Source organism: Candidatus Enterovibrio escicola (assembly GCF_002464935.1).
In the GTDB taxonomy this organism is placed as follows: Bacteria; Pseudomonadota; Gammaproteobacteria; order Enterobacterales; family Vibrionaceae; genus Enterovibrio; species Enterovibrio escicola.
In genome coordinates, this window is record NZ_NBYY01000015.1 from 47,911 (window position 1) to 71,613 (window position 23,703).

General features: G+C 38.6%; 18 protein-coding genes and 7 pseudogenes. 13 read left to right on the forward strand and 12 right to left on the reverse strand.

From position 1 onward, the window contains the following. Positions 1-142 precede the first annotated feature (142 nt). A complete protein-coding gene (gene lpxL / locus BTN49_RS06420) occupies positions 143-1,072 on the forward strand; it encodes an LpxL/LpxP family Kdo(2)-lipid IV(A) lauroyl/palmitoleoyl acyltransferase (RefSeq protein WP_097356497.1) in 930 nt (309 codons plus the stop codon). A 286-nt stretch (positions 1,073-1,358) separates the two neighbouring features. On the opposite strand, the gene BTN49_RS06425 is transcribed toward lpxL, so the two are convergent. After that, entirely contained in the window at positions 1,359-2,000 is a 642-nt protein-coding gene (locus BTN49_RS06425) for a TIGR04219 family outer membrane beta-barrel protein (protein WP_097356498.1), read from the reverse strand. A 173-nt stretch (positions 2,001-2,173) separates the two neighbouring features. After that, positions 2,174-2,488, reverse strand: coding sequence for a transposase (locus BTN49_RS06430; protein ID WP_097356499.1), 315 nt, complete (start codon positions 2,486-2,488; stop codon positions 2,174-2,176). A gap of 301 nt (positions 2,489-2,789) precedes the next feature. On the opposite strand from BTN49_RS06430, the pseudogene BTN49_RS06435 reads away from it, so the two are divergent. Further along, positions 2,790-3,582: pseudogene (locus BTN49_RS06435) on the forward strand (IS5 family transposase). Positions 3,583-3,888: 306 nt separating this feature from the next. Here the strand turns inward: BTN49_RS06435 and dusA are convergent. Together dusA and BTN49_RS22165 are read right to left on the reverse strand one after the other, a co-directional pair. Next, entirely contained in the window at positions 3,889-4,911 is a 1,023-nt protein-coding gene (gene dusA, locus BTN49_RS06440; protein WP_097356500.1) for a tRNA dihydrouridine(20/20a) synthase DusA, read from the reverse strand. Positions 4,912-5,362: 451 nt separating this feature from the next. After that, positions 5,363-6,246, reverse strand: a pseudogene (locus BTN49_RS22165) (IS982 family transposase). Between the two features lie 550 nt (positions 6,247-6,796). Here BTN49_RS22165 and BTN49_RS19670 point away from each other — a divergent pair. Beyond that, positions 6,797-7,048 carry a tyrosine-type recombinase/integrase gene (locus tag BTN49_RS19670; RefSeq protein ID WP_317845703.1) on the forward strand — a complete coding sequence of 84 codons (252 nt, stop codon included), beginning with the start codon at positions 6,797-6,799 and terminating at the stop codon, positions 7,046-7,048. 359 nt (positions 7,049-7,407) lie between these two features. Here BTN49_RS19670 and BTN49_RS13980 read toward each other — a convergent pair whose 3' ends face one another. Then, a complete protein-coding gene (locus tag BTN49_RS13980) occupies positions 7,408-7,557 on the reverse strand; it encodes a hypothetical protein (RefSeq protein ID WP_158523658.1) in 150 nt (49 codons plus the stop codon). 46 nt (positions 7,558-7,603) lie between these two features. Between BTN49_RS13980 and BTN49_RS06460 the strand changes: the two genes are divergently transcribed. From BTN49_RS06460 to BTN49_RS20700, 6 genes and pseudogenes are all read left to right on the forward strand, one after another. Further along, positions 7,604-7,801, forward strand: coding sequence for a hypothetical protein (locus BTN49_RS06460; protein WP_097356502.1), 198 nt, complete (start codon positions 7,604-7,606; stop codon positions 7,799-7,801). Continuing rightward, positions 7,777-8,364, forward strand: a complete 588-nt coding sequence (locus tag BTN49_RS06465; RefSeq protein ID WP_223823771.1) for a phage tail tape measure protein — start codon at positions 7,777-7,779, stop codon at positions 8,362-8,364. The genes BTN49_RS06460 and BTN49_RS06465 overlap by 25 nt, the downstream gene beginning before the upstream one ends. 548 nt (positions 8,365-8,912) lie before the next feature. After that, positions 8,913-9,104, forward strand: a complete 192-nt coding sequence (locus BTN49_RS06475) for a hypothetical protein (RefSeq protein WP_097356504.1) — start codon at positions 8,913-8,915, stop codon at positions 9,102-9,104. Then, positions 9,058-9,438, forward strand: coding sequence for an RNA-guided endonuclease TnpB family protein (locus BTN49_RS06480; RefSeq protein WP_097356505.1), 381 nt, complete (start codon positions 9,058-9,060; stop codon positions 9,436-9,438). The genes BTN49_RS06475 and BTN49_RS06480 overlap by 47 nt, the downstream gene beginning before the upstream one ends. Before the next feature lie 261 nt (positions 9,439-9,699). Next, a pseudogene (locus BTN49_RS20695) lies at positions 9,700-9,821 on the forward strand (IS1 family transposase); the annotation flags it as partial. Further along, entirely contained in the window at positions 9,821-9,970 is a 150-nt protein-coding gene (locus BTN49_RS20700) for a hypothetical protein (RefSeq protein ID WP_369073712.1), read from the forward strand. The pseudogene BTN49_RS20695 and the gene BTN49_RS20700, both read left to right, overlap by 1 nt. Before the next feature lie 107 nt (positions 9,971-10,077). Here BTN49_RS20700 and BTN49_RS06485 read toward each other — a convergent pair whose 3' ends face one another. Then, the gene (locus BTN49_RS06485) at positions 10,078-10,428 is read right to left on the reverse strand and encodes an HIT domain-containing protein (RefSeq protein ID WP_097356506.1); all 351 of its coding nucleotides are present in this window, start codon (positions 10,426-10,428) and stop codon (positions 10,078-10,080) included. A 772-nt stretch (positions 10,429-11,200) separates the two neighbouring features. Between BTN49_RS06485 and BTN49_RS06490 the strand changes: the two are divergent. Both BTN49_RS06490 and BTN49_RS06495 read left to right on the forward strand, forming a co-directional pair. Beyond that, positions 11,201-12,419: pseudogene (locus BTN49_RS06490) on the forward strand (IS66 family transposase). Between the two features lie 416 nt (positions 12,420-12,835). Beyond that, positions 12,836-13,036 (forward strand): hypothetical protein, encoded by a 201-nt coding sequence (locus BTN49_RS06495; RefSeq protein ID WP_097356507.1) that lies wholly within the window; start codon positions 12,836-12,838, stop codon positions 13,034-13,036. A 192-nt stretch (positions 13,037-13,228) separates the two neighbouring features. On the opposite strand, the pseudogene BTN49_RS22170 reads toward BTN49_RS06495, so the two are convergent. Together BTN49_RS22170 and BTN49_RS06505 are read right to left on the reverse strand one after the other, a co-directional pair. Next, positions 13,229-14,073: pseudogene (locus BTN49_RS22170) on the reverse strand (IS982 family transposase). Between the two features lie 416 nt (positions 14,074-14,489). Next, positions 14,490-14,894, reverse strand: a complete 405-nt coding sequence (locus BTN49_RS06505) for a VOC family protein (RefSeq protein ID WP_097356508.1) — start codon at positions 14,892-14,894, stop codon at positions 14,490-14,492. Positions 14,895-15,794: 900 nt separating this feature from the next. Between BTN49_RS06505 and BTN49_RS06515 the strand changes: the two are divergent. After that, positions 15,795-16,575 (forward strand): annotated as a pseudogene (locus BTN49_RS06515) (IS5 family transposase). Between the two features lie 20 nt (positions 16,576-16,595). Here BTN49_RS06515 and BTN49_RS13025 read toward each other — a convergent pair. Together BTN49_RS13025 and BTN49_RS19105 are read right to left on the reverse strand one after the other, a co-directional pair. After that, positions 16,596-16,843, reverse strand: a pseudogene (locus tag BTN49_RS13025) (IS1 family transposase); the annotation flags it as partial. Between the two features lie 1,108 nt (positions 16,844-17,951). Further along, entirely contained in the window at positions 17,952-18,086 is a 135-nt protein-coding gene (locus tag BTN49_RS19105) for a hypothetical protein (protein ID WP_263363858.1), read from the reverse strand. 946 nt (positions 18,087-19,032) lie between these two features. Between BTN49_RS19105 and pykF the strand changes: the two genes are divergently transcribed. Further along, a complete protein-coding gene (pykF, locus tag BTN49_RS06525; RefSeq protein WP_097356511.1) occupies positions 19,033-20,445 on the forward strand; it encodes a pyruvate kinase PykF in 1,413 nt (470 codons plus the stop codon). Positions 20,446-20,602: 157 nt separating this feature from the next. Here the strand turns inward: pykF and ilvN are convergent, their stop codons facing one another. Next, complete coding sequence (gene ilvN, locus BTN49_RS06530) at positions 20,603-21,097, reverse strand: acetolactate synthase small subunit (protein WP_097356512.1); 495 nt, start codon at positions 21,095-21,097, stop codon at positions 20,603-20,605. Then, positions 21,097-22,815, reverse strand: coding sequence for an acetolactate synthase 3 large subunit (locus BTN49_RS06535; RefSeq protein ID WP_097356513.1), 1,719 nt, complete (start codon positions 22,813-22,815; stop codon positions 21,097-21,099). The genes ilvN and BTN49_RS06535 overlap by 1 nt, the downstream gene beginning before the upstream one ends. Positions 22,816-23,703 lie beyond the last annotated feature (888 nt).

Below are 23,703 nucleotides of genomic sequence, written 5' to 3' on the forward strand. Positions count from 1 at the left end.
AACACGCTATAATCTACAATGCTTACAGCACTATATTTTTATGATAAAACCAATCAATTTTAGAAGGAAAATGAATCTTAGGGTCATTTGGGTATAAAATACCGCCCTCGTTTTCTGCCTTTTTAGGAAACACATAACGATCATGAGTCAAATATTGGAAGCACCAACATTTAAATGGTCTTTCCTCCATCCAAAGTATTTTCATACTTGGATTGGTGTTAGTTTGATGTTCCTCATCAGTTGGCTGCCATACCGAGTGCTACGTCTCTTAGGCCAAAAGTTTGGACTACTGATCATGCATTTTCTTAAAAACAGGCGAAACATCGCCGAGCGTAACCTTCAGCTTTGCTTCCCAGAAATGACAGTAGGTGAACGCAAAGTTATGCTGAAAGAAAATTCTAAGCACATAGGTTTAGCATTATTTGAAACCTGTATGGCATGGTTTTGGCCGGATTGGCGTATCAAGAAACATGTTAAGTATATTGGTTTCGAGCAGCTAGACGCGATTAAAGCGAAAAAGAAAGGCGTTCTGATCATCGCAGTTCATTCACTGAACCTCGAACTAGGTGCAAGAGCATTTGGCACCCACACGTCAGGATTCGGTGTGTACCGTGCTAATAGCAATCCCGTCTATGACTGGATTCAATACCGAGGAAGAACCCAAGATAATGGTGCTATCGATCGTTTTGACGTAAAACGAATGGTGAAGATTCTGCGTGAAGGTGGTCTACTTTGGTATGCACCTGACCACGACTACGGATGCCATCGTTATGCGTGGGCACCCCTGTTTGCAGTAGAAAAGGCCTGCACTACCACGGGGACTCACTTATTAGCATCCGCAGGTAAAGCAGATGTCATGACATTCACGATTACACGTGACCGAAAAGGCACGGGATATACACTAACGTTAGATCCACCAATGGCCGCTTTTCCATATAACGATGAGGCCGCAGCAGCCACCTACACTAACAAATTTATTGAGCGTTCTATTTTGCGTGCACCAGAACAGTATATGTGGCTACATCGCCGCTTCAAGAGCCGCCCTGAGGGTGAAAGATCACTCTACGAGTGATTGAGTGTATCCATTAAAGTATCAAATATCATGGGGAAAGTCTCATCCGATTATTTCCTCATTCATGATTGTAGACCACAATTAACCTGAGTTACGCATAAGAAATAAACTAAATGCCAAAGTCATGATCTGACCGTTAAAAAACTATCGCCTGCATAAGGGCTTGGTCATGAATAACTTAAACTCTATTTTCATCGATACCGACGACTTCTGCCAGAGTCAACGACACACATAAACAGTGACAAATCGCGATCTTTTATCACACCTACTACCTACTATTAGGTAGTTAGAAGTTGAACTCAATTCCACAGAAAAAGCCATCATTCATAAATTTCCCTTTGTTTGTGCCAAAGTAATTAAAATCGTAATCCTGAATACGATAACCCGTTTTGAAGTTCAGATCAGCTGCGGCAACACCTAAGGTGAACATCGTACCCACTTCACCATCAACTGTAGTTGTTTTATCGTAGCTACCAAAGCTTAAGCTACCGAACAGTGAAATTGACGTTGCTGGAATGCCAAGACGTACTTCACTGTAAATGTTTGGTTGCCATTCATTGAACTTCTGCCCATTAAAACGACCATTAAAAGATTGTAGGTTCAGACCGACATCAAATGAGATCAGATTGTTATCCAGAATTTCGTAATACGCGATAAAATCCATCTGATTAAAATCAGTGTTGAATTTCATTGATTGCATACTAGAATGACGCACTTTTACGTTAGGAATAAGAGGAATAAAATGCTCTAATGCGACATAGTAAGAAAACTGATTATTTGCATCATTAGTGCGTATGTCGTTGATTGTACTATCGGAATACCAAGTATCAACACCAACTTTCGCCCCTAGAAGCATTGCCGAGTGTGCACGCATTGAGAATATACCAACCACTGCTATCGCCACAATATAAAGGTATGATTTTTTCATTCAGATAACTCCACCTAACGGTTATAAACTTATATTGGAAAGACTATAGCAAAGCCTCTTAAAGTATGCCGTACAAAACTAGCGTATTTCATGGAAATAGTTGTTGTTAACCTCAGATCTGCATAAGTAAGCGCTTATGCAGATCTGAGGTTACTTTAGATAGTTGGCTTCATCTACGCTAAACTATAAGCGTCGTTGTTATCATCTGGATGCAGGCTCCCTATTTCCATAGATGGATCTCCATAGATTATCAGGCACGACTTTTTATCATCAACATTGGTTGTTGTTACCTTTACCGAAATGATACTACCGTGATCGTTGGTAATAAGATGCAGTTTATAGCTATAGAACAATCCCATCGGCCTCTTCACTTCATTTAACCACCCCATCAAACACTCAAGACCGTAAAATACGTAGATTATGATGGAACTGTAGCTTGTTGAATCACCTGACGCGATACCCGTAAGCTTGGCTTGGTCGTAAACCAGATAATAAAAAGTGAAACCAAAGCACTTTGCATCAACCTAAACATCCGTTTATAGCCGAGAAATTAGGGAATTCACCTGTTAGGATCAGTAAACAAGTTGTATGTAATACATTTTAAAGTCAAGAAACTAAGATTGATGAAAAGATACAATAATAGTCATGACTCCACTGATTGAAAGGCGAGCAGGTCTATTTCTTGCCTTGGCACCTGAAGTCCAGTATTTTTCGGGGTTGTTTCCCTAATATCTGAACTAATCACAATTCCTACAATCAGATCATCCTGGAGTTAAGTCGGAGGTTATAATGGGAAAGAGCAAGCACAAGATCAGCAACTGGAAAGAATATAATCAAACATTAGTAAAGCATGGCTCAGTGACTTTTTGGACAGACGTCGCTGCTATTAAGGTATGCCATTGTCTAAAGCATCACGGTTATCGTGACCGTGGGTTTATATTTTTGGATACCTTGATTGAAACGGCACTAATGGTGAAATATATTTTTAAATTCCCACTTCGTGGATTAAAAGGCTTTCTCAATTCAGTTGTTACATTGATGCCACAACCTAAAAATATACGATGAAGGTGAATGGAAAACCTGTAAACACGGTAAGGATAAACGGCGTATCTGACGCAAACTTCATCTTGCCGTTGATGTGTCTACTCATGAGAGTATTGCTCCAGCAGTTAGCCTAGTTTCTGTGGATGACAATGAGGTTTTACCTACATTATATAACCCATTATGACAAAAGATAGAGCAAGTCAGTGCTGATGGATCCGATGACACAAGAGCATGTCACCACGTACTGAAGAACCAAGAAATCACGCCCACTATTCCACCTCGAAGCAACGAGGAGTACTGGGAGGAAGATCATCCTATAAATGGGGCTGTGAAGGCGTTATAAAGAGGACAAACTGACGGAATGAAAAAAGGACAGTGGTTATCACAAGCGCTCATTAGCAGAAACAGCAATGTTTCGCTATAAACAGTTGATAAACCCTAAACTCACTCTTCGTAATTACAATGCTCAAGTTAGTGAACCTTGGAAAATATAAAAGCGATGAACAAAGTTATAAGACTCGGTATGTCTGTTCGCTAACAGACAAATTAAGACTGTAAAAAAGATTGGGATCACTGCGTTATAGACCTAATTTAATCAACAACACCGTGTTTTTCCCAAAATAGAAAGGAAAACCTAATAGAGATCCATCGATATCGGCGAGAACAACGTTTAAAGTAATCATATAATAGTCCTTATGTGATGGATAATTTGATGCAAAAGATCAGATCGTGACTTGGATATTTAGTTCATTTCGTACACGAAAATCAGGTTAAATATCAGGACAAGCATAACTGCTATTACCACAATATCTGAAATTGAGCATTTTCAAGTTATTTTGGTATATTAAACATTCAACGCATCTTGGATTTTAGCCAATGCGGCTTCTAACACTTCGATACCTGCGCTAGGTTTGTGCGCATTTTCACTGATATAACGACGCCACTGCCTAGTACCTGGCTGAGTATGGAACAAACCCAGCATGTGCCGGGTGATATGGTTAAGATACGTCCCACTACTCAACTCCGATTCGATATATGGGAACATGGCTTTCACCGCGTCGCATCGTTTAATCATTGGTGCATCGCTACCAAACAGATACTGATCCACTTCTGTCAGCAAATACGGGGTTTGGTACGCTTTACGGCCAATCATCACACCATCTAGAAACTTCAGGTGTTTTTCCGCTTCAACTAGTGAATTAATACAACCGTTAATACCTATGGTCAGATGGGGAAAATCTTTCTTAAGTTGATATACACGTGGGTAATCCAGCTTTGGGATTTTGCGGTTCTCTTTTGTGCTCAAGCCTGATAAATATGCTTTACGTGCGTGAATAGTGAAGTTACTACAATTGCCTTTCTCACTCACGGTACGCACGAAATCAACCAAAAATTCATAACTGTCTTGATCATCGATACCAATACGGGTTTTCACAGTAACCGGAATATCAACCATTTCTTTCATTTCCGCCACACACTGCGCAACCAAATTTGCTTCACCCATCAAGCAAGCACCAAACTTACCGTTTTTCACTCGATCAGACGGGCAACCGACATTCAGGTTAATTTCGTCATAGCCAAGCTCTGCTGCAAGTTTGGCACAATGCGCTAAATCAGTAGGATTTGCACCTCCCAACTGTAACACCACAGGATGTTCTTGATCATTAAATGTAAGAAAATCCCCTTTGCCGTAAATGATCGCGCCTGTTGTTACCATTTCTGTGTGCAGTAGGGCATGTTTCGATAAGATTCGATGAAAATAGCGACAATGCCGATCGGTCCAACTCAGCATCGGCGCAACGCTAAATCTATTAAGTCCATAAGTACTGGTTATGCCGTTATGTATCTGTATGTGTTGATTTTCCATATGTAATTTAAGTACCTATAAATGATCTGAAAGTATCATAAATGCTTGCTATAGACCCCCTAAAAGATCCTTTTTCTAATAGGGGATCTAAGGATCTTATTCATGGCTTATTTCAATATAGAACAAAGAACATTAAATAACAGCGACTTACGATACAAGTCGACTGTCTTTATCAAAAAATACGGCAAGATTTTACACCTCAAAAATAAGACATTCAAAAAAAAGGTGCTCGCTACCACGTATGGTAAAAATAGAGTTACAGACTTAGAAGCAAACGGACTGAACACTCGGCATACGTGTACGATTGGGAAGTTAATCGATACCTATATCAATGCTAGGGATCTATTTAATAAAAATGGACGAACAAAGCGTTGCTGCATCAAACTGCTAAGAAATTGTAAGATCGCAAGAATATACACAAACGAATTGAAAATGAAATACTTAATTAACCTCAAATCTGCATAAGTGTTTGCTTATTAAACCTAGTCATCTTGATGTTCGGCTTCTTTGGTTGAAATGAATACGCGATAAACCCCGCCAGCAAGTCGACCATAAAGTTGACGCTGCTACGGTACCGAGAATACTCGATTTTGGATATGTTTTTTAGTTGATCAAAAACGGTTTCTATAATAGATTATTTTCGGATCATCAGGTAGTTCCAAAGTTTCATCACTTTGGATTTCATGTTTTTTCACACCCGTTATCAGTGTCACTCCCTTATTTGCAAGTTCCCGCTCCAATGGATCAGAGATATAACCTTTATCTCCGTATAAACACCCACTAAGCTCGTCAGCCATTTCCAACACAGGCTTCCTATCATCCACGTTAGCCATCGTTACTTTGAGTGAGATCATACCACCTTACTCATTGATAATAAGGTGTAATTTGAAGCCGTAAAACCACTCTATCGTTCCTTTTCCTCGCTTCGAGGTACCTTTAAAAACCTGATATCTAAAAATGCGTAGGTTGTGATAAACCTGTAACTTGGACGAATCAACGAAGGCAATCCATTTTGGCCTTGCCTGACAGGTGAGTGAGGTAAGAACAAAGCGGAACCAAAACACCTTGCATGAGCTTGAGCCTTCGCGTGTAGCTGACTCATTCAGGACATTCGTTGATGAGGTAGCGGCAAACAAAGTGGATGTAATAAGTTTTAAAGTCTCGATACCAAGATTGATGGAAAGCGATCACTATCGTCATCACTTAGCTAACTGAGAGGCGAGAAGACTTGTTTTTTTGTTTGACACCGGAAGAAATTGGGTATTTTTACCATGCAGGGAGGAAAGTCTGGCAGAAGTCGTCGACATCGACGAGAACAGTGTCTAAGTTACTCATGTTCAAGTTCTTATGCAGTCAATAGTTTTTAAACGATCAGGTCAAGACTTTGACATTTAGTTCATTTTTTATACTCAGCTCAAGTTAATTACTCATTGTCGCAATAGACGTAGCTCAGGAGCTGAAACTTGCAACGATTTCTCACGATAGATCCTACGTAAAGGCTATAATGAAAAAAACAAAGCCTATATTTAATATATATATAAATGTTTTAATTTTTGATGAAGCATTCGCACTACTAAGTGATATGTAATTAATTGGAAAAACGAACAAGAAGGCCTACCGATGCTGAGTTAAAAAAGCTAAGAGCTACACTTGCTAAATGACAAGAGCATCACGCTAATATAATTCCTCTTACTCATATTCTAAACTTGAGCATATTAAGTGACATGCGCATTAGCGAGGTATGTTTTTTAAGACGGGAGGATTTAAATCAAGACCATAAAATAATATTTGTTCGCAATAGAAAAAATCTTCTGAAAAAACAAGGTAATCACATTATAGCCACCGTTACTTGGTGGAGCATTTGATATTGTAATAAAACAGAGTAATGAGCAAGAGTTGCTATCCCAGTATAACACAAAGTAGTGTCACTTTTCCATTTCACCGAGTTAGAAACAAACTAAACATAGCTAATTTGAAGTATCACGATTTAAGACGAGAGATGGCAAATCGATTATTAGAAAAAAGTTATAGTATTGAAGAAGTTGTGCAGGATACTGGTCATAGAAACTTAAATATAAGATGGACAGTTTACACTCAATTATTTCCTCATAAACTACATGATAAATTCCAAGAATAACAACAAAAACAACATCACAAGCCCCGTAATGCCATGGTTTCCCTTAAGCCTCATTTTTACGTTCAACTTCTTAGTTAAGAATTAATTTTATCTGGTTCATTATTACCAGCTAGGAGCGCCTATTGCGCTTGACGAACAAAAGCGAAAATCTCTTTAAATCCTTGATCATCCAAATCTGATACTTAAGTTGATTAAACACAGATCTCTATTAGAGAACATGGCGCGCTCAAGCCCTCTGTTAATCAAATAGTTATATAAATCCTATTTTGTAAAGTTGCCATCCTCATCAAGTAACGCGTAAATCTTATGTACTGGTGATTCAATACTATCAGTATGATGATTATAGGTTTCGTCGCCAATTAATGCAAACGTAACTGCATCAAGATATAGTGATTTCTGGTGTATGGATAAGAGATAATTCGGTGTAACCTGTTGATTGATATTGCCTGATTAACAACCAACAAGGAATACACCGCATCGACAACAATCATAACGTTACCGATCTTCATAAACTAGACCCCCCTTAATGAACTGCTAAAACAAGGCGTACAGCAGTTGTTCACTCAAGCTATAGAAGCCAAGATTCAATCCTTTTTCAATAATTTTACATCACTTCAAGCTAATGGAAAGCAGGAAGTGGTTTGCAATGGTCATTTACCTGAGCGGCACCTACAAACTAAACTCGGCGACATTACCGTTAAAGTCCCAAAGGTTCCAGATAGAACACAGTGGAGAAAATTAATTGTTGGGTGAATATGCTAGGCAGTCAAACAGCTAAAGTTATTAAAATATTCAAAACTACTCAATCTGAAATGTCGGAGGGATTCACATCAGAGGGGGCATCAGCAACGGTAGTTGGTGTGAGCATGAGTGAACAAATTGGTGTTCTCGGTACTTTGAAAGCAACGATGTCCGGTAGTGTCTCAGGCACGAAATACCGAACTTTCTTGTCGGGGATTTCAAAAGTGCAACACGCGATAAATATTAACTTCTTAGATTCGCAACACAAATTGCTACCAATTGTAGACACTTTTAATATATTAAAAGCACGTTACAGTGACGTTATTTCCATTGCTGAGTCGGCCGAACTTTCCAAAGCATTTGGCACACAAGAAGCAACATCAATGCTGAACCTATTAATGCAAAACACAAACGGCTTGAAAATATCTATTGCCGAATTGGAAAAAGATAAGGGCTTAAGAATCGCGGAGGAAATGGCAGCAGACATAACTGATCAATTAGAACACATGCAACAAAGCATATTTGCAACCTGGGTAGCAATTGCCTCTGCACTTTTACCTGCAATTATCCGCTAAGTGCGTAAAACCTCGCCCAATATAGGCGGAGATATAAGCACATACCGAGAAGAGGTACCTTCCCAATAGGTAATAATTTCTGTAAAATATGCAACATGAAACTAGAATATAAAGAAAGATTCTATCCAACTTATGCAGCAAACCTAACTACTAGTAAAATCGTTTGGCTGTCGTCGTTTTATCTGAAATTACTTTCTAAAATACCGCACTGATGCGTACTATGAGCGCGGTGAATCTATTGCTCATTCAGTATTGGACAAACACCTAGTGCCTTTGAAATTCAAGTTTGAATGGCTAAAAGAGGTATCCAGCGTTATCTTCTAGCAGATTATACGTAATCAATAAGAAGAATTTAAAAACTTCTGGGAAAACCTCACCACGTATCTGCATTTCAAATCAAAAAATGACAAGCAATCTATCCGACTAACCATAGCAGCCTTTAACTATCTCAATAGTCAGCTATTCATTGCAAAATCAAAAGAACTACTTGATATTTGCAGGTCACGCAAACTACCAAGTGCAATCACAACTTTAAAAGATAAAGCTGGGTGATACTTTATGAATTCGAACCTAAATCAATGCCTGTAACTGCTAAGTTGGTTGGTATTGATTTGGGTTTAAAGAACCTGTTCATCACTAATATCGGTAAAAAAAAGTCGATAAGCCCCGCCATACAAAACACTATAAAACAAACTGGCATACCTACAATATCAACTAGCCAAGAAAAAGAAAGGCAGTAAAAATCGCAGCAAGATACGGCAAAAAGTAGCCCGTCTACATTCAAAAATTGCCGATAGTCGATTAGACTACTTTTACAAGTTGTCTCACAAACTCATTAACGAAAACAAAATTATTTTTGTTGAAGAGCTACAAGCGAAAAACATGATCTGCAATGTAAAACTAGCAAAACATATCGCTGATGAGAGTTGGAGCGAGTTCCTTCGCCAACTCAAGTACAAAGCTGAATGGGCAAGGCGCACTATCGCAGAGGTAGATCGCTTTTTCCCAAGATCAAAGCGTTGTAGCTGTTGTGGATTTGTACATGAAGCAATGACGTTAAATATCCGCGACTAGATCAGGGATAACATCGCAAGAGGTTATCTAGTAAAAGCGTGTTGAACTAGAAATTGTTCTTATAGCAAGATAAGAACCCTCGCCCTATCGGGCGAGGGTAAGTCAGAAGTTTCATATCTATTTTCATCAATTCAGCGTTAAAATTTCTTTTTTACGCTGTATCATGCGAGCTTCTAGCTCCAAAGATTTTTGCTCTTGCATTAATTTGTTCTTTCACTTAGTAAGTTTCTATCAGAAACCATATGTGGTCTTGATTCCTTTCGAGTATTATACATCAGCATTCATACGGTTATCAGAGTTTGAAACAACTTAAACCACGCTGTGTAACCACATTCCTTTTTGATGTACAGGCAGTGAGGCTTATATGTGAAGTAGATGAGCTATGATCTTTCGTAGGAAACGATACCCAACATTTAAAGAACTTAATAGGAAAGTAATCAAATCATCTGTTGACAAACTCCACCACAGCAGCGATCTACTAATCCAGTATGAGACAAGAACAACAAGAGAAGTGCATAGGACATGCCTTTAGCCCCACCACATATAGTGTATGTGGTGGAAATTACTAAGTGAAATAAAAAAACTAGGGTTCTTGTCTGAGAACTTACTGATTGAATATACAATCTAGCTGAGAATACGTTACCCAATTAGCATCGACCCTAAAAGACGGCCACCCACCAAGTGCATGTGAACATGATATATCTCTTGGCCACCATGCGCATTGCAATTAATAATTAAGCGGTAACCATCTTTATCAATACCTTCTTCTTTCGCAAGCTTACGTGCAACTGTAAACATGCGCCCCATCGCCGCTTCGTCATCCTCTTCAAGGTCATTTATTGTTGGAATTAACTTATTAGGGATAATCAGAAGATGGTGAGGTGCGATGGGAGTGATATCTCGGAATGCTGTCACGAGATCATCTTGATAAACCACGTCAGCAGGGATTTCTTTACGAATGATCTTACTGAATATAGTTTCTTCTGCCACACACAACTCCAAATAGATTATTTCTCTAAAATATAAGTATTCTAGAAAGTTATTCAATAAGCAATATCAAATGATATTTTTGATATAAAAGACACCTCCAGAAAAGATATTGCTCCACTATATCTGGATGGCAGTCGACAAGGCTACGTATTAAATCGGTACTGCATTCCCCTCATTCCTACCTAGTGGCTCTTATCAATAGCTAGAAACTTTGACATAGAAGCCAATAGTAAATAGTACGTTAAGCTATTTTATACGGAATCTGACACAATAGTATTGCAACCCTGTTGCAGAAAACGACTTTACTCAAAAATGGAGTACGGTAGACCTGAATGTAAATAACAACTATAACACTTATTATCTAGTATCAACGCCGATTCAAGATTGTCCCACTTTATAACGCAATCGCTGATCTAAAATTAATCTCCCACATAATTAATTTTACTTATTTCAGGTGTCTAGGATCACAGGGACTACACTTCATATCTTTTTATCTTTAGGTTAATAAACCTGAGCTTCACATAAGAAATAAACGATATGTAAGTGATGTAATAGCCACTCAAGGAATGGCACTGTAAAGGTTGTATCATGGGTGAACACATTCGATTATTATGAGATCGGTAAGTTACTAGTCATAATGATATTTCCTTGTTCATAACGCTTGGTAATGTTAATCGTTCACCAGTCCCCCATTGAAAAGCAATAAGTGATGATCATCTCCTGATCGACAATTTCCTATTAGGTGATATTCTCAGCCTGCCAAACTAGCTTCATGCAAAAGAAGAATTTTGGAAATAAACCACCCACGGTGGAACAATTGGGCTCAGAGCAAACCAACGCACTCATCCGTAAATCATGGAACAAGCTTCGTGAGGATGAAGATAGGTTGTCTGCTAATTCACGGAACTCATCACTCTCTCCCTCATCAGACTTCCCCGCAGCAAAGGACGAACGAAAAAAGATCAACACCCTCACAGCCGAAATTAGGTGGGCGCTCAGCCTAGCCATCAGGAATAAAAAAGACTAGTAAGTGAACTCAAAGAAACTGATTCCATTGCGTGTTGTCAGCCAGATACTTGTTGTATCCTATCCAGTGGGAATGTTGTTCCGAATACAGAGTCTACCCATCGTCATCAAGTCTTTGAGTGAGCAAAATCATCGTTGGATATTACTGAATATCAGTTATTCCATGGTCGGTACCAGCACTGTAACCATACTGTCCGAGCCAATTTGCTCGATGACGCCCCATCAGGTCAGTTAGATCCTCGACTACTTAGCCACATTACCGTTTTATCTGGCCAATATCACCTGAGTATCTGCAAAATACAGCGCCTTTTTATGGATCAATACGGTACGCATTTTTCTATTGGACTGATTAGTGAAGCCCAAGGAGGAGTCAGTAATATGTTAACGCCGTTGCATCAGGCGCTTCATTACCATGTAAAATAATTTGCTGTTATTCATATAGATGAAACAACGCACAAACGAAATGGGAAAGCGGCTAACCAATGAGGTTAGCTCTTCAGTGGCAGTGATGTGGTATATCAGACCATTCGTTATCATCGTAACGCGGAAACAACAAAGGCAATGCAGGATGAAAAGTGCCACACGATAGTGGTAACCAACCAAGGTGGTAGTTATAACTCGCTGGATCATACACGCCACCAGTTCTGTTTGGCACATGTCACCCGCAATTTACAACAAATGTCGGAGTACATCGGTGGAGGTTTAACGTCTCATATGGGCAAACGTCTTGATCTGCTTTGCCATGCGGTATTCCGAATTCAGCACCGCTATGAGCAAGGAAAAATCATCGACATCGACTGGCGACGACGAATATTTCATCTTAAGAAAAACCTTTCGGCTTAGGTACCAGCTCTCACTGAGGAGAACAGTTACATTTACATATTCTGTCCATGGTGAAAACCTGTAAAAAACGTGGGCTATCTACAGAGGATGTCATTAGCGATGTAGTGTCATCGGTGATCTGAAAGCAATCCTATCCCGAGGTGTTTAATCTCATAAACACCTAGCCAAGCCACCTATGGTGAACGCTTACTGATAATGACATAGAAGCCTAAATTGGCTTTTGCTCTGCAAAATGGTAAAGATCTGATTTCATCAACGATAAGAAACTTTAGACCCAGCACGCTCCTTTTGCAATAATTTTCTAGTACGCTCAGCCCCATGTAAGTCATATTATCTTTATAATAAGAACTTACGGGTACAGAACCGTGTCCTTATTCATAATTGTGCGAGTAGCTAGAGTAATATGAAGTATCAGATTAAAATCTGTACTGCAGACAGGTTAAGAGCTATAGTTATTTCTGGTGTATGGGTAGGAAATAATGCGGTATGACCTGTTGATTGATCTCGCCAGATCAACAACCAACAAGGAATATACCACATGGACAATAATCATTACATTACTGAGTTTCATAAACTAGAAAACCCGTTTAATGAACTACTGAAACAAGGCGCACAGCAGTTGTTGGCTCAAGCTATAGAAACCGAGGTTCGATCCTTGCTCGATAATTTTATATCACTACAAGCTAACGGAAAGCAGGGAGTAATTCACAATGGTCATTTGCCTGAGAGGTACCTATAAACTTGGCTCGGCCACATTACCGTCAAAGTCCTAAAGGGTTCGAGATAAAACAAAAACCATATCAATTAACCACTATCTGAAAGAAATAAATCGAAGAATAACCGTAGGTTTGTATTGAGAAATACACGCTATAGCATTTTTAGGAGTTTTCATGATGATTTAAGAAATGTTGGATGATAACTAACTTCAGATCTACATAAGCACTTGATTATCAAACCTAATCATCTTGATGATCGGCTTCTTTGGTTGAAATGAATACGCGATAAACCACGCCATAAAGCTGATACAACTACGGTGCCGAAAATGCTCGATTTGGGATATATTTTTAGTTGGTCAAGAACGGTTTCAATAACAAATCGTTTCCGGAGCATCAAGCGGTTCCAACGTTTCATCAAGTTTGATTTCATGTTTTTTTACACCCATTATCAGTGTCACTTCCTTGTTTAAAAGTTCCCGCTCTAATGGAGCAGAGATATAACCTTTATCCCCGTATAAACACCCACAAAGCTCGTCAACCATTTCCGATACAGGCTTTTTATCATCCACGTCAGTTTGACTGACATAATGCCACCTTTATTATTGATAATAAGGTGTAATTTAAAACTGTAAAACCACCCCATCGTGCCTTGTCCTCGCTTCGCGATACCTTTAAAAACCTGATATCTGAGAATGTGGAGGTTGTGACAAAGCTGTAGCTTAGACAAATCAACGAAGGCAATCCCTGTTGGCCTTGCCTGACGGTGAGTGAGGTAAGAGCAAAGTGGAACCAGAACACCGTGCATGAACTTGATCATCCTCGTGTAGCTGACTCATTCAGGAAATTCGTGGGTGAGGTAGCGGCAAATAAAGTAGATGTAATAGCTTTTAAAGTCTCGACACCAAGATTGATGGAAAACTATCACTATAGTCATCACTTAGCTAACTGGGAGTTAAAAAGGCTTGTTTCTTTATTTGATACCAGAAGAAATTAAGTGTTTTTTCCATGCATGGAGGAAAGTCTAGCAGAAGTCGATGAAAACATCGTTTAAGTTATTTATGCCCAAGTCCTTATGAAATCAATAGTTTTTTCCAAACGATTTGGATCAAGATTTTGATATTTAGTTCATTTCTTATGCGCAGTTCAGGTTAATTACAATGCGCAAGTTAGTGAAACGCTGGCAAATGTGAAAGCGATGAACAAAGTTATAAGACTCGGTATGCCTGTTCACCTGCAGACAAAAATTAAAACTGTAAGAATATTGGGATCAGTGCATTATAGGCCTGATTTAATCAACAACATATATACACTGAATTACTGAACTGATAGCACACATTCTTATAATGACTACGTGCTTGTTATTTGTAATGATAGCCTGACATAACGTCGCTAAAATCGAATCATAAATAGTGTTTTTATCTATAAAAACAACACGTTGAATCAAAGATATTTAATTAACAGAGAAATAGCTTTTGATCAGCCTATTGGTTGAGATTTAAGTTCCACGATGTTGCATTCAGGGTCTTCAATATAAATTGAATCACACATCCCTTGCGCACCATAACGTTTAAAAAACTCTCCGCTGTCAATACCGTGCATAAACAATTCAGCAGATAATTCATCGTTGGTAATAGGCTTTAACTGTAAGCAAAAATGACCGAGGTTATTACCCGTATTTGTCGGAACTGTGCCACATTGCAGGCTTAACAAACTGTCGACTTCTACTAAATCAATCAGCGCATTACCAGCACGTAATTGGGTTAAACCAAGTTCCGACAATGTTCGTTCAACCTGACAACCTAACACATCGCAGTAAAACGTTAGCATCAAATCTAATTTGACAGTACGTAGTACTATATGGTCAATGCCTGCTATATTCATAGATATTCTCCGTTAGAATTCTCTCAGATGTAAGGTTAGACGCCATTCCATTAGTTAATTATAGATGTTCATCATGAAATTGGTGATCTGAGATCCCAATAACTGGGAAATGCCAGAATGAAAAAATTTACAGCGACGATACTAGATTTCTCGCATTCTATGGAATGCGATAAGCAAGGTAAGACTACTTTCAGATAAGTACTGAGAAACTATATGGTTTGTACTCATGATCCCTGAAGATGCTTGATTTTCAATCAAAATACAAATGAAGCCACATGCTATTAAAAGGCTTTTAACCAAAAAGCAAAAACAAACCCTCAGAACCCTGCATGATAGAAAACATGAGGATCAAGACATCGACTGCATAAAAGCAGTACTGCTTGCATCAAGAGTTTGGAACATCTCCATGAGGTCTCAATTTCTGCCTATCCCTAAAACAACTGTCCTTCGCCACCTCAAAAATTATGAATAGTCTGAAAACTAAATCTAGAAAATAGAGATTCACGTAGCCACCCACCAACCACTTCAGCCCTGTCAATCATTAATCATTTCAATGATTTTACTTATCACCACATCCTTCAAAATATGGTGTATATTGAACAGCAATTTAGCACAATATACAATTGTAGGCATCAATAAATGGTTCAATCACAATGGGTTAAGTTATAAGATACCTAAAGGTATATCCCACAAGTTTAACGTAGAAAAATACCTAGATTTCATTGAAATCTACCATGATCATAGAGTCCGTTGTACCAAGAATACAACCACTTATTAATTGATGCTAACCATCCAAAACAAGCGACAAAAGTCACCTATGGATAAGCTTTGTTTTCCAAATATCTGAACTAATCGTAATTCCCATGATCAGATCATCATGGAGTTAAGCGAGAGGTGATGATGGAAAATGGCAAGCACAAGATCAGCAACTGGACACAATATAATCAAACATTAGTAAACCTTGGCTCAGTCACTTTTTGGAGAGACGTCGCTGTTATTAAGGCATAGGATTGTCTAAAGCATCACGGTCATCATGACCATAGATTTATATTTGCGGATGCCGTAATTAAAACGGCACTGATGGTGAAAGATATTTTTAAACTCCCACGTCATTATTCATGCCACAGGCCTAAAAGTATACGACGAAGGTGAATGGAGAACGCGTAAACACGGTCAGGAGAAGCGACATATCTGGCACAAACTTAATCTCGCTGTTGATGTGTCTACTCATGAGGTTATTGCTGCAGAAGTTAGCCTAGTTTTTGTGGGTGATAATGAGGTTTTACCTATATTTCTTAACTTATTATGACGAAAGATATAGCAAGTCAGTGCTGATGGAACCTATGACACAAGAACATGTCACCACGTACTGAAGAATAAAGGAATAACACCCAGTATCCCACCTCTAAGCAACGCGGGATACTGGGAGGAAGGGAATCCTAGAAATGAAGCTGTAAAGGCTTAAAAAGAGGAGAAACTGATGAAGTGAAAAAAGGATAGGGTTTATCACAAACTCTCATTAGCAGAGACAGCAATGCTTCGCTCTAAACAGTTGCTCAACCCTAAGCTTACTCTTCGTAATTAAAATTCTTAAGTTAGTGAATCACTAGCAAATATGAAAGCAATAAACAAAGTTATAAGACTCAGTATATCTGTGCCAGCAGACAAATTAAGACTGTAAAAAAGATCTGGATCAGTGAGTTATAGTCCTGATTTAATCAACAACACCACGCCAACTAATGATAAAAATTGGTCGTGTTTATGACAGATCACTTTGTCGTGTATTTCCGTTGATTTTGAGTATCCAATCGTTTTCCGGTTGAGTCGTTTCAAGCGTGTACAGAGGGTTAAATTTCTCCTCTCAAATGCGTTGTGTATAGAGCTTGCCAACAATATCTTTATCCTCCGGATAGGATATCGTACACATTAAAACCGTCCGTACACCAAAATGAAATATTAGATATGGATGACCTATTGAAAAGTAGATTAAATATCTTTCTTCCACGATACCAGAATGCATAAGTAATGATTTCTTCCAATCGAGGTTCCCAAACGTACCAAAACTAGCGAGGGATATTTTTATTTGCGAGCAAATAACGATATTTAATATCAACGATAGCTATAATTATCACCATGCAAAATCAAACATTTTACACGAAGAAAAACCTATTGAATACATAACCTCATTACTAAACTAGATTATAGGCGAGATACCGATAAAAGCGGTATAGACCGTACTCTATATAAGGATTGTCATTTAGTAGAAAATTTCTGTTGGAAAATTAAACAATATCATTCAGTTTCAACTAGATACTACAAATTATACAGAAACCACGGTAGCATGCTATCACTAATATTTATATTAATGTAGCTGCCGTTGTATTATTGAATAAGTTTTGTATAACAAAGATCAACAACCCCTAATAATTAGGAAACTTATTGTCGAGTGTAAAAGAGGAAGCCAACTGCCAAATGTGGTACGCTCTTCTTGCCAAAGAAACATGAATTATGAGCAGTTGACTGGGGGATGAAAATACCAAATTGAAACAGTTTCATAACTTAGAATTATAATCTCCTATATCGCAAAGATAATTAAGTACCATCGTTTCCCTGTATACCAAAAGTTGAAAAGGTACTGTAATAATAATCTTTATTACCTTAACATCCTTCAAGATCCTTCGGCGAATAATCACAAGTATGCAAGCAGATATAATATACCAACAGATTAAAGGTCTTTCATTGATCTATGGATCTAAAACGATTGGAGGTTCAAACAGAGAACACGTGTACTGACGAATTTAGATGATCCCGTCAGCATGAGTAAATTTATCATTCTGTCACAACCGACAAACGGCAAGGAGGTAATCTCCATTGTCCCTTAAAACAGGGACATCAAAAGGACATCAACGATATTGTTGAGATCACCAAGGAAAGACAGCAGCCCTTAAAAAGTTGCTCCCTTTATAAGCTAGCATCGGTTTTAGATAACCTGAACTGCCCATGGCAAATGAACTAAATGCCAAAGTTGCGAGCTGACCGTTTGAAAAAAACTATCGACTACATAAGCAAGCACTTATGCAGATCTGAGATTAATTTAGGAAATTCGTTGGTGAGGTAGCAGCAAGCAAAGTGGATGTGATAGGTTTTGAAGTCTCGATATCTAGATTGATGGAAAGCTATCACTATCGTCATCACTTAACTAACTGAGAGGTGAGAAGGTTTGTTTTTTTGTTTGACACCAGAAGAAATTAGGTATTTTTCCCATGAAAAGAAGAAAATCTGCCAGAAGTCGTCAACATCGACAAAACAGCGTCTAAGTTATTCATGCCTAGATACTTATTCAGTTAATAGCTTTTTTCAAAAAGATTTAATCGCGACTTTGACATTTAGTTCATTTCTTATGCACAGCTCAGGTTAGATAGTTTTAAACTATTTAGTAGTTTGAGAATTGATACAATCTTAGGCAGAAAAGGTACTAATGCTAACATCACGATGTTAGAACGTGAAAGCCATTTTTATTTAATTAAAAAGTGATATCTAAATCGGTGGCTGATATCACCATAGCGATCATTCAGTTACTGATACCATGCAAACAGCATGTCCATACGATTATGGCAGATAATGGTCCGGAGTTTTCTCATTATGAAAAGATCGCAAAAGCTTTGGATATTGATATTTACTTTGCCCACCTTACTGTTCATGGAAATGAGGGATAAATGAAAAGGTTAATGGGCTTTTGATACAGTACGTAAAGAAATGGATAAACCTAAGGATGATTAAGAATAACAAGATTACCTTCGCTCAGGCAAGGATAAATCATCGGCCTAAGAAATATTTAGGGTTTAAGCAACCTAATATTCTTTAAAAAAATGGCGTTAGTAGCTTCATTGGAAAATGTTGTATTTAAGATCTGACTTCAGGGGAAAACAATTCCTTACTCCAAATTTATAGAAAGGCAGGACAAAGTCCTAGGCACTTTTATCGAACGCTAGTTTTACAACTAATCAATTTATTAAAATCATGACCAAATATTACCATTTATCATGCCCCAAAATATCGCTTGATTATATAGACTAAATTACAGTAGCTATGGTGGTATTAACCCCTTAAACACAACTATGCTAGGAGAAAACCTTACATGAAAAAAACAAAAATAGTTTGTACAATTGGACCACAAACTGAATCAGTAGAAATGCTGACTAAACTTACTGAAGCTGGTATGAATGTAATGCGACTGAATTTCTCGCATGGTAACTTCGAAGAGCACGGGGCACGCATCAGTAATCTGCGTACCGTAATGAAAAGCACTGGTAAACAACTAGCAATATTACTTGATACCAAAGGTCCTGAAATCCGCACCATGAAACTAGACGGTGGTAATGAGATAGCACTCGTTGCCGGTCAAACCTTTACATTTACTACTGACGTGACTGTTGTTGGTAACGGTAATCGTATTGCAGTAACTTACGCGGGCTTAGCAAAAGACATAGCTAAAGGCAACATTATCTTGGTCGATGATGGTCTAATTGAAATGGAAGTAATGGAAACCACAGAAACTGACGTTATCTGTAAAGTATTGAACAATGGTAATCTTGGCGAGAATAAAGGCATTAACCTCCCAAGTGTCTCTGTAAACTTACCAGCACTATCTGAACAAGACAAAAATGACATCATTTTCGGCTGTAAGCACGATGTTGACTTCGTAGCTGCCTCTTTCATCCGAAAAGCATCGGATGTAAAAGAGATCCGAGCAATCTTAGAAATTAACGGCGGTAATAATATCCAAATTGTCTCTAAAATCGAAAATCAGGAAGGTATTGACAATTTCGATGAGATCTTAGAACTATCTGACGGCATCATGGTAGCTCGTGGTGATCTGGGGGTAGAGATCCCAGCTGAAGAAGTTATTTTCGCACAAAAGATGATGATACAAAAATGTAACCGTGCACGTAAAGTTGTAATCACTGCAACACAAATGCTTGATTCAATGATCAAAAATCCACGTCCTACTCGGGCAGAAGCTGGCGACGTAGCGAACGCTATAATGGACGGAACTGACGCAGTCATGCTATCTGGCGAAACGGCGAAAGGAAAATATCCAATTGAATCAGTCACTATGATGACACAAATTGCTAACCGTACTGATATAGCGATGAAAGCTGAAATGGGATTACGTTTGAACAACCCCCGACTTCGCATCACCGAAGCTGTATGTAAAGGAGCAGTAGACACAGCAGAAAAGCTAGGTGCTCCTGTGATTGTTGTTGCTACTGAAGCAGGTAAATCTGCTCGTTCTATACGTAAGTATTTCCCAACAGCAAATATTATCGCTGTAACCACCAACGAAAAAACAGCCACTCAGTTAGCTTTAACTAAAGGTGTAACAACTGTTGTTGTTGACCAATTTGAAAGTACTGACGCATTTTATCGTAGTGGTAAAGAAATCGCATTAGCGTCTGGTTTAGCTAAAAGTGGCGATATTGTGATTATGGTTTCTGGTGCACTGGTTGCATCTGGTACCACAAACACTTCTTCTGTACACGTTCTGTAATAGACACCTCTAAGGTATTGAATAGGAGTTAATCAATGCCTATTTATGCTATGTGAAAAATTTAATTTTCTAGCGCTGCCCACCAAGACCAAAAAGCGATGACACCTGACATCGTTTTTTGTCTATAATCAAACTCAGGGGGTAATACCAAAATTTACTAACGTAATGTACGCTCACCACGTGAAATCCCCACTACACCACTACGTGCAACTTCAATAACATCCGTAACATCTTTTATTCTATTAATAAACGTATTAATTTTATCGCTGGCGCCTGCTAATTGCACAGTATATAATGAACTGGTAAAATCAACGATTTGTCCACCAAAAATGTCTGCCATACGTTTCACTTCTGCTCGCACAAAACCAGTTGCTCTTACTTTTATCAACGCTAGTTCACGTTCAACGTACTCAGATTCTGTGAGGTTGCTGACCTTAAGAACATCAATAAGTTTGTGTAACTGCTTTTCAATTTGCTCACGCTCTGAATCTTTTACAACCGTCGTGGTAATATTTAATCGAGATAGCGTTGCATCATCAGTTGGTGATACTGTTAACGACTCTATGTTATAGCCCCGCTGAGAGAACAAACCGACAACACGCGATAAAGCGCCAGATTCATTTTCCATCAAAATGGATACAATACTTCGCATTATGTTCTCTCCGTTTTGCTTAACCACATCTCATTCATCCCACCACCATGAACTAACATAGGGTAAACATGCTCGGTTTCATCGATGGTAATATCGAAAAATACTAGCTTGTCTTTCATTGCAAGACCTCTCGCCATCTCGCTTTCCAACAGCAGAGAATCGCTAATACGGATACCAACATGACCATAAGCTTCGGCAATCGCGGCAAAATCAGGCACAGAGTCCATGTACGAGTGAGAGTGTCGACCTTGATAGATCATATCCTGCCACTGTTTCACCATGCCAAGAAATCGATTATTGAGGTTAATTATTTTGACGTTAATATCGTATTGTAATGCTGTTGATAACTCCTGAATATTCATCTGAATACTGCCATCTCCAGTGATACACACCACTTCAGCATCTGGTATAGCAAATTTCACACCCATTGCAGCAGGAAAACCAAATCCCATTGTGCCGAGGCCACCAGAGCTAATCCAACGGCGGGGTTTATCGAAAGGGTAATATAGAGCAGCGAACATCTGATGTTGACCTACATCAGATGTAATGTACGCATCGCCATTCGTCAGTTTATACAGTGTCTCAATTACTTGTTGCGGTTTAATACGTTCACTATCGATGCAATACTTCAAGCACCTGCGCTCACGCCACGTATTAATGGCACGCCACCACGTTTCAATGGCTGTCACATCATTGATGCAATCCTGTTCAATTATCAGTTTTATCATGGCATTTAGTACTTGATATGCCGATCCTACAATTGGAATATCTGCTGTAACCGTTTTCGAGATACTAGACGGATCGATATCGATGTGCATCACAGTAGCGTTCGGACAGTACTTATCTATGTTATTGGTCGTACGGTCATCAAAGCGAACGCCAATACCGAAAATTAAATCTGTGTTATGCATCGCCATATTAGCTTCATATGTACCGTGCATGCCCAGCATTCCCAAAGACTTATCGCTTGTGCTTGGATAAGCACCTAACCCCATAAGGGTACAAATAACTGGAATGTTAAACGTATCTGCCAATATCTTAATTTGCTCACTACAACCAGAAATGATAGTGCCACCACCAATATACAGTACCGGTTTTTTCGCTGATAACAGTGCTTTCAAACCACGCTTAATCTGCCGATTATGCCCGTTGGTAGTTGGATTATAAGAGCGCAACGTTATAGTATCTGGGTATTGATAGATGTATTTCTTTGTGGGATCTAGCATATCTTTTGGTAAATCAACCACGACAGGACCGGGACGGCCGGTAGATGCTAGATAAAATGCCTTTTTGATCGTCCTGGGGATGTCTTCGGTCTTTTTCACCAAAAAACTATGTTTGACGATGGGGCGAGAAATCCCGACCATGTCGCATTCTTGGAAAGCGTCATTACCTATTAGGTGAGTCATAACCTGACCAGATAAAACAACTATTGGTACTGAATCCATATATGCGGTGGCAATGCCAGTAATTGAATTTGTGGCACCAGGACCGGATGTAACTAGTACTACACCTACCGTACCAGTTGCACGCGCATAACCATCCGCCATGTGTACTGCTGCTTGCTCGTGTCTAACAAGAACATGCTCTATATCGCTTTTTTCGTGCAGAGCATCGTAGATATCAAGTATTGATCCACCTGGATAACCAAAAATATGTTTCACACCTTGATCTATCATGGAACGAACGATCATTTCGGCTCCAGACAATATTTCCACTATACGCCTCCATGTTGCATTGCATTAGGACTTATTTTAGCCTAGTGATGGCTGACGACATTACATATTTATGTCGCCAATACATGCAAGCTATGTTCTTGATTCCCTTCGAGACAGGAATCAGAACTGTCAGTTAACTCTAACGCTTTATTAGCAAGGATGTCTATTAGATATCCAGTATTCATTGGATATCTCTATGTGCCTAAGGTTTTATTATGGAAGACTCTTTTTATTGCAGTAGACATGAATTTATATTCTAATAAATTCTTAATTTAGAAATCTTAGCCTATACCTAATCTACTTAAAAATCCAGGTTGGAATGGCGTTGTTTCCTAAAAGAATAAATTTGAAATTTTAGATGTTATATTCAGAACAATACACTGATATGCATGATATATTTACAAAAAAGAAGGCTATAAAGGACACTTTCTGGGACTGCCTTTCTGGGATAGTAGTAAATAATTCTTTTAGTCAACAACATCGGTTCGAGTACCTAAAATTTATCGTTTATTTAAGACGTCAAAGGTGCTGCCATTTCTGGAAGAGTTACAGTAAAAAATTGGTTAATGACTTCTTTAAAATTTAGTTCTTATAAAGTAAACAGTGTGCCTCAACTTTCCCTTTATTACCTCCAAGAACCTTTCTATTGGATTCAGAGTTGACCTGTAAGTCGGTAGATAGTGGGCTCGATATTGAGAATAAACTCGGTATTTCTAGTAAGCTACTTTGGTGGTATTCCACTCCATCCAAGATGATATGCACTTTATGAGTCAATAAGTAATAGTCTCTTGACTAGCAGAAAGAACGGAACAATATTTGTGCTTTCGCTGGTATCATATTCGCTTGGCGTTGTTGATTAAATCAGGACTATAACGCACTGATCCCAAT